Here is a 15622-nt window from a genome sequence, read left to right as displayed (position 1 = left end):
CATCGGCTGCAGCCGATGGACGGCGTCGATATCGTTCAAGTGGACCGGTCGGACCAGTCGGTAGACCTGTATATCGTCAATTGCATCGCGCCCGGAGATGTGCTGGTCACGCAGGATTTCGGGCTGGCTGCTTTGGCGCTTGGCAAAAAAGCGCTGGCGCTGTCGAATCGCGGCCAAACGTACAATGAACGGACCATTGATTTTTTACTGGAACGAAGACACGAGCAGGCGAAACAGCGCCGCGGAGGCAAGCATACGAAAGGTCCTAAAGCGTTCACCGACGAGGACCGCCAAGCCTTTCTACAAACTTTGACAAAAGTTTTGTCGGGCTTGCAGGAGAATCGGGCAAAGTAGCGAATACCTATACGTGTTAATTTGAATGAAGGTGGATAGGATGAGTAACGGACGCATTCCCGAGCAAGTCATCGACGCGGTCTTGAAAGCCCACGATATTGTCGAAGTCGTCGGAAGACACGTTCATTTGACAAAGCAGGGACATTATCTCAAAGGTCTTTGTCCTTTTCATTCAGAGAAGACACCTTCCTTTACCGTCACGCCCGAAAAGCAGATTTATCATTGTTTCGGCTGCGGGGCGGGCGGGAACGCCATCCGGTTCGTTTCCGAAGTCGAAGGGCTGTCTTTCGGCCAGGCGCTCCGGAAATTAGCCGATGAAGCGAAGCTCGACATCGGACTCGGGCCGCAGCAAGGCCAAGCCGAAACGAAGGAGCACGCGGATCGGGCGAAACTGATCGAAGCTCATGAGCTTGCCGGCAAGTTGTACGAATATCTTCTTCACAACACCGAGCAGGGCAAAGAAGCGAAGCAGTATTTGCATGCCCGGGGGATGACCGATAAGCTCATCGAAACGTTCGGTATCGGCTACGCGCCATCGCGCTGGGATACGCTGACGAATCTGCTCGATAAGAAGCAGTTTCCGCTGCCCCTGGTGGAGCAAGGAGGGCTGATCTCGGCGAAGCAGGACGGAAGCGGGTATGTCGACAAATTTCGAGACCGCGTCATGTTTCCGATTCGCGATTGGAAAGGGCATATTATCGCCTTCGGAGGAAGAGCGATGGGCGACGTACAGCCCAAATATTTGAACAGTCCGGAATCGATGCTTTTCCATAAGAGCCGTACGCTGTACAATCTGCATGCCGCCAGACCCCAAATCCGCAAAAGCCAGGAACTCGTTTTGTTCGAGGGCTACATGGATGTCATTCGCGCTTGGGAGGCCGGAGTGCATAACGGCGTGGCGACCATGGGAACGGCACTGACACCGGAGCATGCGGAAGCGATCAGGCGTCTTGCGGAACGGGTAGTCGTCTCTTACGACGGGGACAATGCCGGACAATCCGCAGCCTATAAGAGCATTCCATTGCTGGAAAATGCAGGATGCAATGTAAGAATTGCCATGTTGCCGAACGGGTTGGACCCGGACGAATATATTTCCGCTAACGGTTCTGAACGATTCGTACGAGAGGTTATCGAAACCGCCGTACCGTCGATCAAATATAAACTTTTTTATTATCGTAAAAATTATAAACTGCAGGAGGATGGAGAAAAGCTTCGCTACATTCAACAAGCGCTCCGCTTGATCGCAGGACTGACTTCACCCATTGAGAGAGAGCACTATGTGAGAGAGCTTTGTTCCGAATTTCACCTAACGTTCGAATCCGCGATGCAAAATCTGAACGAGATCAGGCTCCAAGCCGAAAAAAAGGACCGTTCCGGGGATAATAAAGACAATTCGTGGAATAATGTTATGAATGACGGAAGGCTTCGCGCGCAACCCCCTTCGATGGTCCCTGCCTATCAGAATGCAGAGCGTCAACTGCTTGCCGTCATGATGCTGGACCGGGACATATCCGGTTATGTCGAGCGTCAGCTGGGAGACGGTTTCAATATGGAAGCTCACGCGGCGCTTGCCGCTTACTTGTACGCCTACTACGCACAAGGATTCGAGCCCAACGCCAGCACGTTCATCGGCATGCTGCAGGATGACAAGCTTGAGAGCTTGGCTAGCTCCTTAACTTTAATAGACAATCGCAGCGGTATTAACGATGCCGTGATTGACGATTACATCCGGCAAATCAAAAAGTTCCCGCTCTTGCAGACATTGGAACGAAAAAGAGAAGAAATCAAGCAAGCAGAACGTTTGGGTGATATTCCCAAAGCCCTGCAACTAGGCAGTGAGATTATATCCTTGGAAAAGCAGTTGAAATCATCCTGATTCGTCTCAATATGGTATCGGGGTGTATTCCAGGGAGGAGGGAGTTGGATTATGGCGAACGATCAACGTACGGAACTAGAGACAGAGTTGACGCTCGAACAAGTTAAAGAACAGTTGATCGAACAAGGCAAGAAACGTTCGGCAATTACGTACAAAGAAATTATGGAGAAGCTCGCGCCGTTCGATCAAGACCCGGAGCAAATCGATGAATTTTTTGAACAAATTCAAGAGATGGGCATCGATGTCGGGAACGAATCGGACGATGACAATGATCTGACTCCGATGGAGCATGAGCACGACGAATTCCATTTTGACGACGATTTGTCCTTGCCGCCTGGCATTAAGATCAATGATCCGGTACGGATGTATTTGAAGGAAATCGGCCGGGTCCCGCTGCTTTCCGCAGAGGACGAGATCGATTTGGCGAAACGGATCGAACAGGGCGATGAAGAAGCGAAACGCCGTTTGGCGGAAGCGAACCTGCGTCTGGTCGTCAGTATCGCCAAGCGGTATGTCGGCCGGGGGATGCTGTTCCTTGACTTGATCCAGGAAGGCAATATGGGCTTGATCAAAGCGGTTGAGAAATTCGACCATATCAAGGGCTTCAAATTCAGTACGTATGCCACGTGGTGGATTCGTCAAGCCATTACGCGCGCGATTGCCGATCAAGCGCGTACGATCCGGATTCCGGTACATATGGTGGAGACGATCAACAAGCTGATCCGGGTATCCCGTCAACTGCTGCAGGAACTGGGGCGCGAACCTACGCCGGAGGAAATTGCGAAGGAAATGGATCTCAGTACGGATAAAGTGCGTGAGATTATGAAAATCGCGCAAGAACCCGTATCGCTCGAAACGCCGATCGGCGAGGAAGATGATTCGCACCTCGGAGATTTTATCGAAGACCAGGAAGCGCTGGCTCCGGCGGATGCCGCGGCTTACGAGCTGCTCAAGGAGCAGCTGGAGGATGTCCTCGATACCTTGACCGAGCGCGAGGAAAACGTGCTTCGGCTGCGCTTCGGACTCGATGACGGCCGGACGCGGACGCTGGAGGAAGTCGGCAAAGTATTCGGGGTTACCCGGGAACGGATTCGCCAGATCGAAGCCAAGGCGCTGCGCAAGCTTCGCCATCCGAGCCGCAGCAAACGGTTGAAAGATTTTCTTGAATAATTAGCTTGTCACTACGACCTTTCCGCCGCCTGCGGGAAGGTCTAATTTTTTGCTGGCTCCAAGCCGATGAATGAATTATGTACCTTGTATCCCATATATGTATTAAGCGACGACGGGCTTCCGGAGGATCATTAGAGCTATGGATGATAAAAAGAAAACGATAATCCGCGAAATCGAGCACTGGCGGCGAAGCAAGCTGCTGCCTGAGCAGTACTGCGACTTTTTGCTGAATATTTACTTGGAAGACAATCAAGAAAAACCGGGAAACTCCGGTGGATTGTTCGGAATTACGGCGTCTAAAATAAGCGACAGCAATTGGAAAATATGGGTTCTCGTTTTGGTTGCCGCATGCGCCTTTTCTTTTACTGTTCTTCATTTTAACGCTTTTCAATTACCAATGCAAATAGGGGTCTCGCTTTTATTTCTCGCTTGCTGTTACGGGTATGGGGGGTACAAGCGGGAAAAGGACCCGATGGGCTCGCAAATTTTGATCGGCATGGCTTCGTTGTTTTTGCTCTTTATCGGAGTTTATCTTATGAAGCTCCACGGGATACAGTCGTCCGTTTTTGTCGTTACCTACGTGTTTCTATGCAGCCTGGTGTGGATTGTCACGGGCCTGCTCGCAAGGCACGTGCCGTTCCATCTCGGCGGTTGGGTGAGCCTGGTGTTCTGCTACGGCTGGCTGCTGCATTATCAGCTTGATTCGATCAGTTGGGTTACGCTGGAGCTCAGTTGGGTGCCGCTCAGCATTCTTTTCTGCTGGATGGGGTGGATGGTTCACGAGAAGAGCCGCCATATGGGACTCGTCTTCTTTTTGCTCAGCTTGATCGTTTGGTATATGCCTGAATTATATGGTATGCTGTATGCCGAGCAGTACGGCGAAATGACGCTGCAATGGATGCTGTTGGTTAAGATTGTGACTGAGGCTTCCTTGCTGTTTGTATGGAGAAAAAAATGGACAGAATGGGTTGTCTGAGATGATACGATTATCAAAACGTTTGGGCAGAATTGCACAGGAGGTTCCCGCGGGCAGCCGTCTGGCGGATATCGGCTCGGACCATGCGCTGCTTCCCGCTTATTTGGCAAAGCAAGGCACGATCGTACGAGGGATTGTGGGCGAGGTAAATCCGGGTCCGTACGACGCAGCCGTGAAGCAGGTGCGGGCATCGGGGCTGGAGAAGATCATTGACGTCAGGCAGGGCGACGGTCTGGCCGTCATCGCGCCAGGCGAAGCGGATGTCATTACGATTGCGGGGATGGGCGGAGTGCTGATCGCTTCGATTCTGGAAGCGGGAAAGGCGAAGCTGGAAGGCGTGGGCCGCTTGGTGCTTCAGCCGAATGTCGGCGAAGCGGCGGTCCGGGAATGGCTGCTGAGTAACGGCTGGTTGTTGACCGGGGAGCACATTTTGGAGGAAGACGGAAAAATCTATGAAATTTTGACCGCCGTTCCCGCTTCGGAGTCCGGGGCAGATCCGGAATCGCTGTACGAACCGCTGACCTTGGCAAACGGAATGACCGCAGATCGTGCGGTTCTGCTGAGCATGGGGCCGTATTTGCTGCGGGAGGCTTCCGCCGTCTGGGCTAAGAAATGGACTTATGAATTGGATAAGCTCCGTAAAATATGCGATAATCTGGCCGGGTCCGAAACGGAAGCGTCCCGCAGTAAGGAAGCGGAATTTCGCGCCGAGATGAAACGAATCGAGGAGGTGTTAGCCGCATGTACGCCAAAGGCCAGGCCGTAATTCAATTGATGGAAGAGCTCGCGCCCAAATCGTACGCCGTGGAGAACGATAAAATCGGGCTGCAAATCGGCACGCTGCAAAAGGAAATCCGCAAGGTGCTTGTCGCGCTTGACGTGACGGAAGAAGTAGTAGACGAGGCGATTCGCGAGCAAGCCGATCTGATTATTGCACATCACGCGATCATTTACCGTCCGCTGCCGCATATTCAGACGGATACGCCGGCAGGCCGGCTTTACGAACGGCTGATCAAACACGACATCGCGGTCTATATCGCCCATACGAATCTGGATGTGGCCGACGGGGGAATCAACGACATGATGGCGGAAGCGATCGGCATGACCGATACGCAGCCGCTTGACGAAGTACATACCGATAAGCTGAAAAAGCTCGTCGTCTTCGTTCCGACGACGCACGCCGACGCGGTTCGCCAAGCGATGTTCGAAGCGGGAGCGGGCGGCATCGGCCGTTACAGCCACTGCAGCTTCAATATCGAAGGCGTCGGAACGTTCAAGCCGGAAGAAGGGACGAACCCGTTTATCGGCCAGCCCGGAAAGCTGGAGACGGCGCAGGAAATTCGCGTCGAAACGATCGTCCCTCAGAGCGTGGAACGCAGAGTCGTGCAGGCGATGTTGAAGGCGCATCCGTATGAGGAAGTCGCTTACGATCTGTATTCGCTCGATTTGAAAACGCGCACGTTCGGGCTCGGCCGCGCCGGAAAGCTTCCGCAGCCGGTAACGCTGCAGGAGCTGTGCGAGAAGGTCAAGCAGGTATTTGACGTGCCGATGCTGCGCGTTGTCGGCGATCTCTCGCGGACTGTACGCAAAGCGGCCGTGCTCGGGGGATCGGGCAGCCGCTACGTGAAGCATGCGCAATTCGCCGGAGCGGACGTGCTGATAACCGGCGATATCGATTATCATACGGCGCATGACGCCTTGGCGGCCGGTATCGCGCTGATCGATCCGGGGCACAATGTGGAAAAAATCATGAAGCGTGGCGTCGCCGACCACTTGCGGCGGAAGCTGGAGGAGCGAAAGTGGGCTACGGCGGTCATCGCTTCGGAAATCGATACGGAACCGTTCCGGTTCGTGTAATTTGCCGGAATCCGGCAGTTGAGTTTTGAGCCGATTCCTTGTATACTAGCAGATGCATCTATTGCAAAGGAAAGTTTGACAGACAATCGCTGGTGGCGTCCGCCACGAGAGGAAAGTCCGGGCTCCATAGGGCAGGATGCTGGATAACGTCCAGTCAGCGCGAGCTGAAGGCTAGTGCCACAGAAATGGACCGCCGATGGCCGTGCACGCGATCTTCGATCGCCGCCGGCACAGGTAAGGGTGGAACCGTGGTGTAAGAGACCACGAGGAGCTATGGTGACATAGTTCCTGGTAAACCCCATTTGGAGCAAGACCTAGAGGAACGCACGTCCCGCAAGGGACAGTCTTTGCCCGAGACGCGTTCGGGTTGGTCGCTTGAGCCGTTCAGCAATGGACGGCCTAGATAGATGATTGTCGCTTCAATGGTGGCAGGGTGGCACCCGCTACGACCACCGGAAGCACAGAACCCGGCTTACGGCAAACTTTCTTTCAGCCGCTTACGCAATAGATCTTCATGCAAAAAACCGCCTCAGGAGGCGGTTTTTTGCTGTTTTTTATCCTCTATTCCCGTCTAAACCAGCGCTGCATCCAGGCCGGCCATCCCGGCTGCGGAGCCGTCTCGGTTGGGGCGCCGGCCGCTTGGCGGGAAGTCCTCGGTTCCGCTGCCTTGAGCGCAGCTGCCACGTCGATCAGCCCGTGACCGAAATATTTATCTTTCCCGGCAGGCCCCAGATCCATCGCCGTTTCCCGGATGATTCGGACCACTTCCGTATTTTTCAGCTTCGGATTGACCGAACGGATTAACGCCGCAAGCGCCGTAACGTGCGGACTGGCCATCGAAGTCCCGGACAGTGCCGCATACTGGTTGTTCGTATACGTGCTGGCGATGTTAACGCCAGGGGCTGCTACGCCGATATAGTTGCCGTAGTTGGAGAAGGCTGCCTTTTGTTTTTTGGCATCCACTGCGGCCACGCCGAGCACTTCCGGATAGGCTGCCGGGTAACCCGGACGTTCCGTGTTATCGTTGCCGCTAGCGGCAATCAGGACGACGTCGCGGTCATAGGCATACTTGATGGCGTCGTGCAGGAACTGGGCGTCGGCATAGTTGCCGAGGCTCATGTTGATGACTTTGGCCCCGTGATCCGTTGCCCAAATAATGCCCTGCGCGACGGCATAAGTGCTGCCTGCGCCGCTGGAATCGAGCACCTTCACCGGCATGACGCGGTTATACCAGCTCATGCCGGCCACGCCCAAGTTGTTGTTCACGACGGCCCCGATGACTCCGGCCACATGTGTGCCGTGTCCGACATCGTCGACCGGGCGGGCTCCGGGCTGGATTGCATTGTAGCCGCTCATCAGATGGTTTTTCAGGTCCGAGTGATTCAGATCGACCCCGGTATCGACGACCGCAACGATGACATCCGTCGATCCTTTGGAGACGTTCCAGCCGGCCTCCGTTTCGATCTGCGGCAAATTCCATTGATACCGCCGGTACAGCGAGTCGTTCGGCGTAATGACCGTTGCCGAATTCGGGGGTTGAACGGGTGCAATGTCGTTCGTTAAATAAAGAAAATGCGGCTCGGCGTAATCGATGTCCCATTTCCCGAAATATCCCATGAGCTGCTTGGCTTCCATGTTCGGCGACTCGAAGACGTAAGTATAGCCAAGTTTGTTGACATGGCCTCCGCCAATTTCTTGCCGGATACGGGTAAGGTCGTTCTCGGAAGGCTGCTGCTTGAATTTGACGACGACTTGATTCGTGTGATAATGGCTCGTTCCCTGGTTGTCTTCAGGGTGACGAACCTGCACGTTCTGAAGCGATTTCGAATCTACCGATTCGATCTTGTAGCGTCCTTCCGCCGGGTACGGCTCGATTCTTAAGTTTTTCTTCTGGTGATCGGCCACCTGCGCGAGAATTTGCTGGCGTACGGCGCCGACGATCCCGGATGCGCCATCCCCCGCAGGAACGCCAAGAACGAAATACGTGCTGCCGTCCGCTTGAAACGGCGGAGATTGATACGTCTTACCGGCATCGACCTCCCGCTTCGCTTCCTCCATATAAGGCCGTGAAGCTTTTACCGCCGCGTCGTTCAGCGTACCTGCCGCAATGCCTTGGTCCAAGGTTTGATCTCGTTTAGTGCGCACCAGGCGTTCCATTTGCGGATGAGCCGCTTGGGTCGCTTGCAGCGTTTCCCGCGCTTTGTCTTCCGTTTGCGCCTGCGTGTCCTGAACGATTCGATGCAATTCCAGGCTGCACTGGTTGCGGCAAAGCTCATCCGTGCGGGCCACATCCTGATTCAGCATTGTTTGCTTCATTTTCAACTCGGCGGCAGGCGTAACCGTCTCGGGTTTTGGGGCCTGATCGCCGCGGGGGAAGAAAAGCGCTACCCCGGCAATGACAAGAGCGATCGATAAAGCGTATTTCCACATGGGCCGTTGCCTCCTGATCGGAACAGTGTGTACGTCATTTAGAATCCCCTTCGCGGGCCGTTTAAAAAGCAGCAAAGTTATCCAAAAAGGAGCAGTCCGAAACAAAGGATTCATGGATGTTTTTCATATTACTTTTACATGCGTTTTGTGGTACGATGGTATCGAGAGGTCGTTTTGCCCATATCGTTCTGTTTTTAAGTTGAGGAGGTCTTTTAAGCGATGGCAGTATTTCATGTAAAAACACTTTGTGAAACGACAAGGACCAAGCTGAGCGAGGCAATCGCCAAAATGGAACAATTCCTGAACGGACATTCTTTGCAGCAGCTGAATACCGATAATGACGAAGCGATGGAAGAATTTTATAAAGGTTATTTGACCGATACGAGACATTTGTTAGTGTTTTCCGAGGTGACGTACGAGAAGCTCGGCGTGGCGCTACGCCGTCCGAATTTTAACGTGGATTATGCCGAAAAAGTGCTTTACGACGTTTATCATAGCTCTGTGAACAGCTTTTTTTATCCGAAAAACGAATGCTATTCCGAAGACGGCCGTTATGCTTATACCGGTCAGGATGCCATCCGCTTCCGTAAAAAGCCTGTACGCGACGTGCGCGACTTGACGATCGAGCTGTCCAAAATTTTTGAAACGCTGCGCGAAGATTTGGCTTATTACGAAACCGACTATATTACGCAAAAACGGATGCAGGGCGAGAAAGTATAATTCGTCCGATCCGAGACATATTGTGAAGAGATGCTTCGATTCGGGCATCTCTTTTTGTTTAATTAAATTAAAGGAAGGGGTTCTCTGATGCGGTCAAAGATGAATGAGGAAGAGCTGGTGCAAGCGTCCATACGGCTGATCCGGTTAAACCAGCACCCGGAAGGGGGATACGTAGCCTGTCCGCTTTTTGCGCACTATGCCTACGGCTGGTTAAGGGACGGAAGCTTCGTCGCATACGCCATGGATACGGCGGGAGAGCACGACAGCGCGGCTTTATTTTATGACTGGGCCAACCGGATAATCGCTTCCAAGCAAGGTCAAATCCGCTATTTGACGGACAAGCAATCCCGGGGGGAGCACGTGGCGCTTCACGAATTTTTACATACCCGCTATCATCTGGATGGCCGGGACGATACGAGCTCGGAATGGGGGCATTTCCAACTGGACGGCTACGGAGCGTGGCTGTGGGGGCTGACGGAGCATCTTCGCGCGGTCGGATCGGATCGGATTCCGGATACGTACCGGATCAGCGTTGATGCGGCGGTCGATTATTTGCGCGCGTTTTGGCGGTATCCGAACTTCGATTGCTGGGAGGAATACGGCGAGCACGTGCATCCTTCGACGCTGGCCTGCATTTACGGCGGGCTGGAGGGAGTTGCCCGGCTGGACGACAATGCGGAGCTGCACCATGTTTGCTCGGAAATAAAAGAGTTCCTGCTGCAGCATGGCGTACATTCCGAAAACGGCCATTTTGTCAAAAACATCACTCCTGTCCCCCAAGGGGATTCCACAGCTTACGTAACGGGCTATGCCGGAGTGGACGCGAGCCTGCTGTGGCTGGCGGAGCCTTTCCTCGTATTCGATCCGCAGAATCCGGTTATGCATAAAACGATCGAAGCGATCAAGACGGAGCTCCGCTCGGAAACCGGAGGCGTTCGCCGTTACGCAAGCGATACCTACTATGGTGGGGGAGAGTGGCTGCTGCTGGCGGCCTGGTACGGACTGGTGCAACTGGGGAGAGGACACCGGGAGGAAGCTGTGCGCTCGCTTGAATGGATCGCAGCGCAAGCGGACGAATTAGGCCGGTTTCCGGAGCAGGTGAGGCGTCCGCATGGCGGCGAGGAAGCCTATGACGATTGGGTCGGCCGCTGGGGGCCACCGGCAACGCCGCTGCTGTGGTCGCATGCGATGTTCATGGTGCTATATTACAAGCTGCGGGCCAGCGCCTAGAGTATATCCCCTTTTTGATGCGGGTAAGCTGAGAGAGGGGTGATTATGATGCCAGATGTCAAATGCAGTGTTTCCAACTGTGAATATTGGGCGCAGGGAAACAATTGCAACGCAAGCACGATTATGATCGAGATCGACAAACATGCGGACATCAAGTATGATGCGGAGTTCGGAGCCGAGTTCGAGGATCATCAAGACCGGGCGGCGAGCTCGCAGAACACCTGTTGTCACACCTTCGCGCCGAGAAAATCGAAATAAGCACCGTTTTTCCGGAAGTGTCAAGCGTTCATTTCTCTCAGGAAGGGAAGGGGACCGAATGAAACGGAAGCTCGGAAGACATCCCGGTTCGGTTCGGGACGACAGGTCGCTGAGGAAGTTCAAGCAAGAACAGCTGCGCAGGGAATCCGGCAGGAAGACGCACGAGGAATTCGCCGCGGAGATCACTTATCCCGGTGGCGGTTCGCGGCAGGACAAATCCCGCTTAACGCAGCCAGTGGCCGTAACGGAAAAGGGTACGGAGGAAAAGGCGGAAACGTCTTACCGCTGGCTTGGATATACGGCGCTCGTGCTGTCTATTCTGGCGTGGTTTCTTTATCCGGCGCTGCTCGGCTCGACGTCAGCCCTGCTAGGGCTGTTTGCTTATATGTTGGGCGAGCGTTCGCTGGGCACTTGGTCGATCATCATCGGTTTGATCGCGCTGGCCGGTTATTTCATTTTGGTTCCTCTATACGCTTGAGGCGGAGACGGCAGGCCGGCACCGGTCTGCCGTTTTTCTTTAAAATTTTATTGTGGCTGAGTCGCCCAAAAAAGTGTACAATGGGAAAAGAATCCCGGTACAAGGAGACTTCCGCAACCGATGAACTTATCGACAAAAGCTATCGATCCCTATACGATTAAAGAGCTGCTGCAGCTTCAGGTGATGAACCAATTAAGCTTGCTGACCTCCGGCAGAAATTCCGTAACCGAGCAAAGCGATAATACGGACTTTGCCTCCATATTGAACGGGCTGCTGGCCGGTATGGATTCGGCTTCGCCCCAAAGTACGGCCGGCCTGTCAGCAGGAGCCGGGCTCGTCCCGGGACAAGCTTGGGGCCCGGCTATGCTAAGCGGATTGTCCGCCGCTTCCGCAGGCGCGCTCACGAACAAGTTCGCCTCCGCTGTGAAGCCGTCGGCCTACGAGCCGCTGATTCAGGAAGCCAGCCGCCGGTTCGGCGTCGAGCCCAGTGTAGTGAAAGCGGTCATCCATGCAGAATCGTCTTTTAATGCCAATGCTGTATCCGGTGCGGGAGCCAAGGGCTTGATGCAATTGATGGACGCAACCGGTCAAGGATTGGGAGTGGACAATCCGTTCGACCCGGCGCAAAATATCCACGGCGGGACCCGTTACTTGTCCAACTTGCTATCCAAATACGGCGGCAGTTTGGGCACCGCGCTCGCCGCTTACAATGCAGGACCTACAAGGCTGGATCGGCTGGGCATTCGAAACGATCAGGAATTAGCCGAAAAGCTGCATCTGCTGCCTGCCGAAACACAGCAGTACGTACGCAAAGTATTGGCGTTGAAAGAGCACTACGAGGCATGAAATGAGCGAGACCAATCGTAGGCACTCCGTTTGCGGGAGCCGACCATTGGTCTTATTTTCTTCCTGGACCAAGGAGAGACTACGAAAAAGGGGAATGACAAATGCTGTATATGGATTACGCGGCAACCGCGCCTATGTATGACGAAGTCATCGGCGTCATGACCGAAGTGATGAAATCGCACTTCGGCAATCCGTCGTCCTTGCATAAGCTGGGTTTGGAAGCCGAGCAGCTCGTAAGCCGTTCGCGGGAAACGATTGCGAACGCTCTACGCTGCGACCCGAATGAGATCCGGTTTACGTCCGGCGGAACGGAGAGCAACAACTTGGCCATCCGCGGAGCGGCCTACCGATACCGTTCGCGGGGCAATCATTTGATCACTTCGTCCATCGAGCATGCATCAGTTTACGAAACCTTTCGTAAACTGGAAGAAGAGGGCTTTCAAGTGACCTATTTGCCGGTGGATGCTACAGGTCAAATTAAACTGACAGACCTTGAGCAAGCATTGACCAACGAAACGATTCTGGTCAGCGTGATGCATGTAAACAATGAAATGGGCCGGATTCAACCGATTGAAGCGATCGGCGCCCTGCTGCGCAGCCGACCCAAGACATTGTTTCACGTCGATGCCGTACAAGCTATCGGGAAGCTCCCAGTCGACCCGAAGCGGCACGGAATCGATCTGATGTCCAGTGCCGCCCATAAGCTTCGCGGCCCGAAGGGCATCGGGTTCTTATACTGCCGGCGCGGGGTCGAATTGCAGCCGCTGCTGTTCGGAGGCGGGCAGGAGGAAGGGCTTCGTTCGGGGACGGAAAATGTCCCGGCTGTGGTGGGGATGGCCAAGGCTGTGCGGATGGCCGTTCAGGAGCAGCCTGCATTTGCGGCGCATACGGCCAGAGTGCGTGCCCGTTTGATCGAGGGAGTCCGCCAAATTCCGGAGCTTGTGTTGAACGGTTCGGAGCGGCCGGAAGATATGGCGCCGCATATTGTCCATTTTTCGTTTCCCGGCATGAGGTCCGAGGTGCTCGTGCATGCTTTGGAGCGGCACGGCATTTATGTGTCGACCCGCTCGGCCTGCTCTTCGGGAGCGGAGAAGCCCAGCCGCGTGCTGTCGGCCATGGGGGCGAACCCGTCTGTCGCAGTCAGCGGCATCCGACTTAGCTACTCGCTTCAGCAGACCGAGGGCGATGCGGACCGCTTTTGCCGCGTGCTTAAACAGCTTGTAGAAGAGTTAAAACCGGCCATGGCCGGGAAGAACGAACGGAGGTAACTTATGACACCGCAACAGGTCGTCCTCCGTTTGGGGGAATTGACGCTTAAAGGACGCAACCGCCACCGGTTCGAGCAAGCGGTTTTGCAGCAGTTGAAACGAGTATTGCGTCCTTGGGGAGCCATCAAGTATGAAAAAGAATTCGGGCGAATTACGCTGCATTTGAACGGTACGCCTTACGAAGCGGTGCGCGAGCCGCTCAAGACGGTGTTCGGCGTTGTGTCGTTCAGTCCCGTGCTTACGACGGAATTGGAACTGGAGCGTGTGCAGGAAACGGCGCTCTTGGCGATGCAGGCTATGGACCCGCAGCCGCGGACGTTCAAGGTCAGCGTGCGCCGCGTGAACAAAAGCTTTCCGCACGATTCGCAAGAGATGAACCGGCTCGTCGGAGGCTATGTATTAAGGGCGATGCCCGACCTGAAAGTGGACGTGCGTCGGCCGGAAGCGGAGCTGAAAGTCGAGCTTCGCGAACGGCAAGCGCTCGTGTACAGCCAAGTGGACCCGGGCGCCGGGGGGTTCCCGCTCGGTACGAACGGCAAAGCGGTGCTTATGCTGTCCGGGGGCATCGACAGTCCGGTAGCCGGATATTTGGCTATGCGCCAAGGGCTGGCAGTGGAAGCCGTCCATTTTCACAGCTATCCTTATACCAGCGAGAGATCCCAAGAGAAAGTGAAGGAGCTGGTCCGGAAGCTGGCCGTTTATGCCGGGCCGATCAAGCTGCACATGGTGCCGTTCACCGGCGTGCAGACCAAGATTCACGAAGCGTACCGGGAAAATCTGCTGATCACGGTGCTGCGCAGAGCCATGATGCGGATCGCAGAGAAGCTGGCCGAGGCGAACGGGGCGGGCGCGATCGTCACCGGGGAAAGCTTGGGACAAGTGGCCAGCCAAACGCTTTCCAGCATGAATGCCATCGGCCGGGCCGTGCATCTTCCGCTGATCCGTCCGCTCGTCTGCATGGAAAAGTTGGAAATTATCCGCCTCGCGGAGGCGATCGATTCATACGAAGTGTCTATTTTGCCTTATGAGGATTGCTGCACGTTGTTTTTGCCGCCAAGTCCGAGCACCAACCCGAACTTGAAGATCGTCGAAAGCATCGAAGCGGGAATGCCCTGGCTGCAGGAAGAAATGGATGAAGCGGTGCGTAATACGGAAACCTTATGGATAGATACGGACCGTCGGACGGAACAAGAAGATCCATTCTCCTCTTTTTTCTAAGCTTATCCTATGCCATCGTTCGCCGGACTCCAGATCGAATTAAATGAGATGGAGGTAACGACAATGCTGGATTGGTTCATTTTGTTTCTTCAAATTATGCTGATCAATATCGTGCTGAGCGGTGACAATGCCGTCGTCATTGCTTTGGCGAGTAAAAATTTGCCTTTGCATCAGCGAAAGCAGGCGATTTGGTGGGGGGCCTTCGGGGCGATCGCCTTGCGGGTCGTGCTGACCGTCATTGCGGTCTACATCTTGAAAGTGCCGTTCATTCAAGCGCTCGGCTCGGTGCTGCTGCTATGGATTGCCATCAAGCTGCTGATCGACGAAGAGGATCATTCCGACGTGAAGCAGGCGGCTACCCTCGGCAAAGCGGTCAGCACGATTATTTTGGCGGATTTTGTCATGAGCCTCGACAACGTATTGGCCATCGCGGCCAAAGCGAAGGGAGAGGTCGGGGTGATCATTCTCGGGATCGGGCTTAGCATTCCGATTATCGTTTGGGGAAGCACCCTGGTCGTCAATTTGCTGAAGCGGTACCCCATTTTCGTTTATTTGGGAGCGGGCATTCTTGGCTACACCGCAGGGGAAATGTTTATCGCCGACGAGAAGCTGGCAACCCGACTGCTCGGGGATATTTCGCATTATGTGCTGCCGTTCGTCACGACCTTGATCGTACTTGCGTCCGGCGTGCTTAAGAAATGGGTGTTCCGGCCGCGGCAGCGGCATACCTAGACGGTTTTGCAGGCTATCGGAACGCCGCTTTTCAGCCATGTAAAGGCATTTGTAAATAATCGGTTAATCCCGCAATCTATCTTGCGTTTTGCGGCATCTGCACGTATAATAAAGTGTGAATTGTAGCGTCGGCGCTTACGTCCGACGCTACTTTTGTGAACGGGCTGCGCTCCGGCAACAAGGAGCACGACATTGAGCCAAATTCAAAG

The 15622-nt window shown here is 54.5% G+C and carries 15 protein-coding genes and 1 other RNA gene; 15 read left to right on the top strand and 1 reads right to left on the bottom strand.

The window, feature by feature from the left end:
- The 7 genes from QJ48_RS01395 to rnpB all read left to right on the top strand — a co-directional run.
- The coding region (locus tag QJ48_RS01395) for a DUF188 domain-containing protein (RefSeq protein WP_054971883.1) at positions 1-354 on the top strand (354 nt) is incomplete at its 5' end.
- Positions 355-394: 40 nt separating this feature from the next.
- The gene (dnaG, locus tag QJ48_RS01390; RefSeq protein ID WP_054971880.1) at positions 395-2230 is read left to right on the top strand and encodes a DNA primase; all 1836 of its coding nucleotides are present in this window, start codon (positions 395-397) and stop codon (positions 2228-2230) included.
- Between the two features lie 51 nt (positions 2231-2281).
- Positions 2282-3400 carry an RNA polymerase sigma factor RpoD gene (gene rpoD / locus QJ48_RS01385; protein ID WP_025853472.1) on the top strand — a complete coding sequence of 373 codons (1119 nt, stop codon included), beginning with the start codon at positions 2282-2284 and terminating at the stop codon, positions 3398-3400.
- Positions 3401-3539: 139 nt separating this feature from the next.
- Positions 3540-4376, top strand: coding sequence for a hypothetical protein (locus QJ48_RS01380; protein ID WP_054971879.1), 837 nt, complete (start codon positions 3540-3542; stop codon positions 4374-4376).
- Between the two features lies 1 nt (position 4377).
- A complete protein-coding gene (locus QJ48_RS01375) occupies positions 4378-5142 on the top strand; it encodes a tRNA (adenine(22)-N(1))-methyltransferase TrmK (protein ID WP_054971878.1) in 765 nt (254 codons plus the stop codon).
- Entirely contained in the window at positions 5118-6233 is a 1116-nt protein-coding gene (locus QJ48_RS01370; RefSeq protein ID WP_054971877.1) for a Nif3-like dinuclear metal center hexameric protein, read from the top strand. Before QJ48_RS01375 ends, QJ48_RS01370 begins: the two co-directional genes overlap by 25 nt.
- A 70-nt stretch (positions 6234-6303) precedes the next feature.
- Positions 6304-6723, top strand: an RNA gene (gene rnpB, locus QJ48_RS01400) — RNase P RNA component class A.
- A gap of 71 nt (positions 6724-6794) precedes the next feature.
- Here rnpB and QJ48_RS01365 read toward each other — a convergent pair.
- Positions 6795-8663 carry a S8 family peptidase gene (locus QJ48_RS01365; RefSeq protein ID WP_054971876.1) on the bottom strand — a complete coding sequence of 623 codons (1869 nt, stop codon included), beginning with the start codon at positions 8661-8663 and terminating at the stop codon, positions 6795-6797.
- Between the two features lie 219 nt (positions 8664-8882).
- On the opposite strand from QJ48_RS01365, the gene QJ48_RS01360 reads away from it, so the two are divergent.
- From QJ48_RS01360 to QJ48_RS01325, 8 genes are all read left to right on the top strand, one after another.
- Positions 8883-9383, top strand: a complete 501-nt coding sequence (locus tag QJ48_RS01360) for a YpuI family protein (RefSeq protein WP_054971875.1) — start codon at positions 8883-8885, stop codon at positions 9381-9383.
- An 87-nt stretch (positions 9384-9470) separates the two neighbouring features.
- The gene (locus QJ48_RS01355) at positions 9471-10613 is read left to right on the top strand and encodes a glycoside hydrolase family 15 protein (protein WP_054971874.1); all 1143 of its coding nucleotides are present in this window, start codon (positions 9471-9473) and stop codon (positions 10611-10613) included.
- A gap of 48 nt (positions 10614-10661) precedes the next feature.
- Positions 10662-10871 carry a DUF1540 domain-containing protein gene (locus tag QJ48_RS01350; RefSeq protein WP_054971882.1) on the top strand — a complete coding sequence of 70 codons (210 nt, stop codon included), beginning with the start codon at positions 10662-10664 and terminating at the stop codon, positions 10869-10871.
- 58 nt (positions 10872-10929) lie between these two features.
- Positions 10930-11349: a hypothetical protein gene (locus QJ48_RS01345; RefSeq protein WP_054971873.1), complete on the top strand. Its 420-nt coding sequence runs from the start codon at positions 10930-10932 to the stop codon at positions 11347-11349.
- Between the two features lie 120 nt (positions 11350-11469).
- Positions 11470-12195, top strand: a complete 726-nt coding sequence (locus QJ48_RS01340) for a lytic transglycosylase domain-containing protein (protein ID WP_054971872.1) — start codon at positions 11470-11472, stop codon at positions 12193-12195.
- Positions 12196-12296: 101 nt separating this feature from the next.
- A complete protein-coding gene (locus QJ48_RS01335; RefSeq protein WP_054971871.1) occupies positions 12297-13463 on the top strand; it encodes a cysteine desulfurase family protein in 1167 nt (388 codons plus the stop codon).
- A 3-nt stretch (positions 13464-13466) separates the two neighbouring features.
- The gene (gene thiI / locus QJ48_RS01330) at positions 13467-14681 is read left to right on the top strand and encodes a tRNA uracil 4-sulfurtransferase ThiI (protein WP_054971870.1); all 1215 of its coding nucleotides are present in this window, start codon (positions 13467-13469) and stop codon (positions 14679-14681) included.
- A 63-nt stretch (positions 14682-14744) separates the two neighbouring features.
- Positions 14745-15413 (top strand): TerC family protein, encoded by a 669-nt coding sequence (locus tag QJ48_RS01325; protein WP_054971869.1) that lies wholly within the window; start codon positions 14745-14747, stop codon positions 15411-15413.
- The last annotated feature ends 209 nt before the right edge of the window (positions 15414-15622 follow it).

It is taken from the genome of Paenibacillus sp. A3 (genome assembly GCF_001399685.1).
In the GTDB taxonomy this organism is placed as follows: domain Bacteria; phylum Bacillota; class Bacilli; order Paenibacillales; family NBRC-103111; genus Paenibacillus_G.
Note: the sequence above shows the minus strand (reverse complement) of the source record. Positions and strands in the feature narration are given on the sequence as shown.

Coding starts and splice junctions, on each gene's coding strand:
- QJ48_RS01370 (WP_054971877.1), top strand. CDS start 5,118: ATGTACGCCAAAGGCCAGGCCGTAATTCAATTGATGGAAGAGCTCGCG.
- thiI (WP_054971870.1), top strand. CDS start 13,467: ATGACACCGCAACAGGTCGTCCTCCGTTTGGGGGAATTGACGCTTAAA.
- rpoD (WP_025853472.1), top strand. CDS start 2,282: ATGGCGAACGATCAACGTACGGAACTAGAGACAGAGTTGACGCTCGAA.
- QJ48_RS01340 (WP_054971872.1), top strand. CDS start 11,470: ATGAACTTATCGACAAAAGCTATCGATCCCTATACGATTAAAGAGCTG.
- QJ48_RS01360 (WP_054971875.1), top strand. CDS start 8,883: ATGGCAGTATTTCATGTAAAAACACTTTGTGAAACGACAAGGACCAAG.
- QJ48_RS01380 (WP_054971879.1), top strand. CDS start 3,540: ATGGATGATAAAAAGAAAACGATAATCCGCGAAATCGAGCACTGGCGG.
- dnaG (WP_054971880.1), top strand. CDS start 395: ATGAGTAACGGACGCATTCCCGAGCAAGTCATCGACGCGGTCTTGAAA.
- QJ48_RS01365 (WP_054971876.1), bottom strand. CDS start 8,663: ATGTGGAAATACGCTTTATCGATCGCTCTTGTCATTGCCGGGGTAGCG.
- QJ48_RS01355 (WP_054971874.1), top strand. CDS start 9,471: ATGCGGTCAAAGATGAATGAGGAAGAGCTGGTGCAAGCGTCCATACGG.
- QJ48_RS01335 (WP_054971871.1), top strand. CDS start 12,297: ATGCTGTATATGGATTACGCGGCAACCGCGCCTATGTATGACGAAGTC.
- QJ48_RS01345 (WP_054971873.1), top strand. CDS start 10,930: ATGAAACGGAAGCTCGGAAGACATCCCGGTTCGGTTCGGGACGACAGG.
- QJ48_RS01325 (WP_054971869.1), top strand. CDS start 14,745: ATGCTGGATTGGTTCATTTTGTTTCTTCAAATTATGCTGATCAATATC.
- QJ48_RS01350 (WP_054971882.1), top strand. CDS start 10,662: ATGCCAGATGTCAAATGCAGTGTTTCCAACTGTGAATATTGGGCGCAG.
- QJ48_RS01375 (WP_054971878.1), top strand. CDS start 4,378: ATGATACGATTATCAAAACGTTTGGGCAGAATTGCACAGGAGGTTCCC.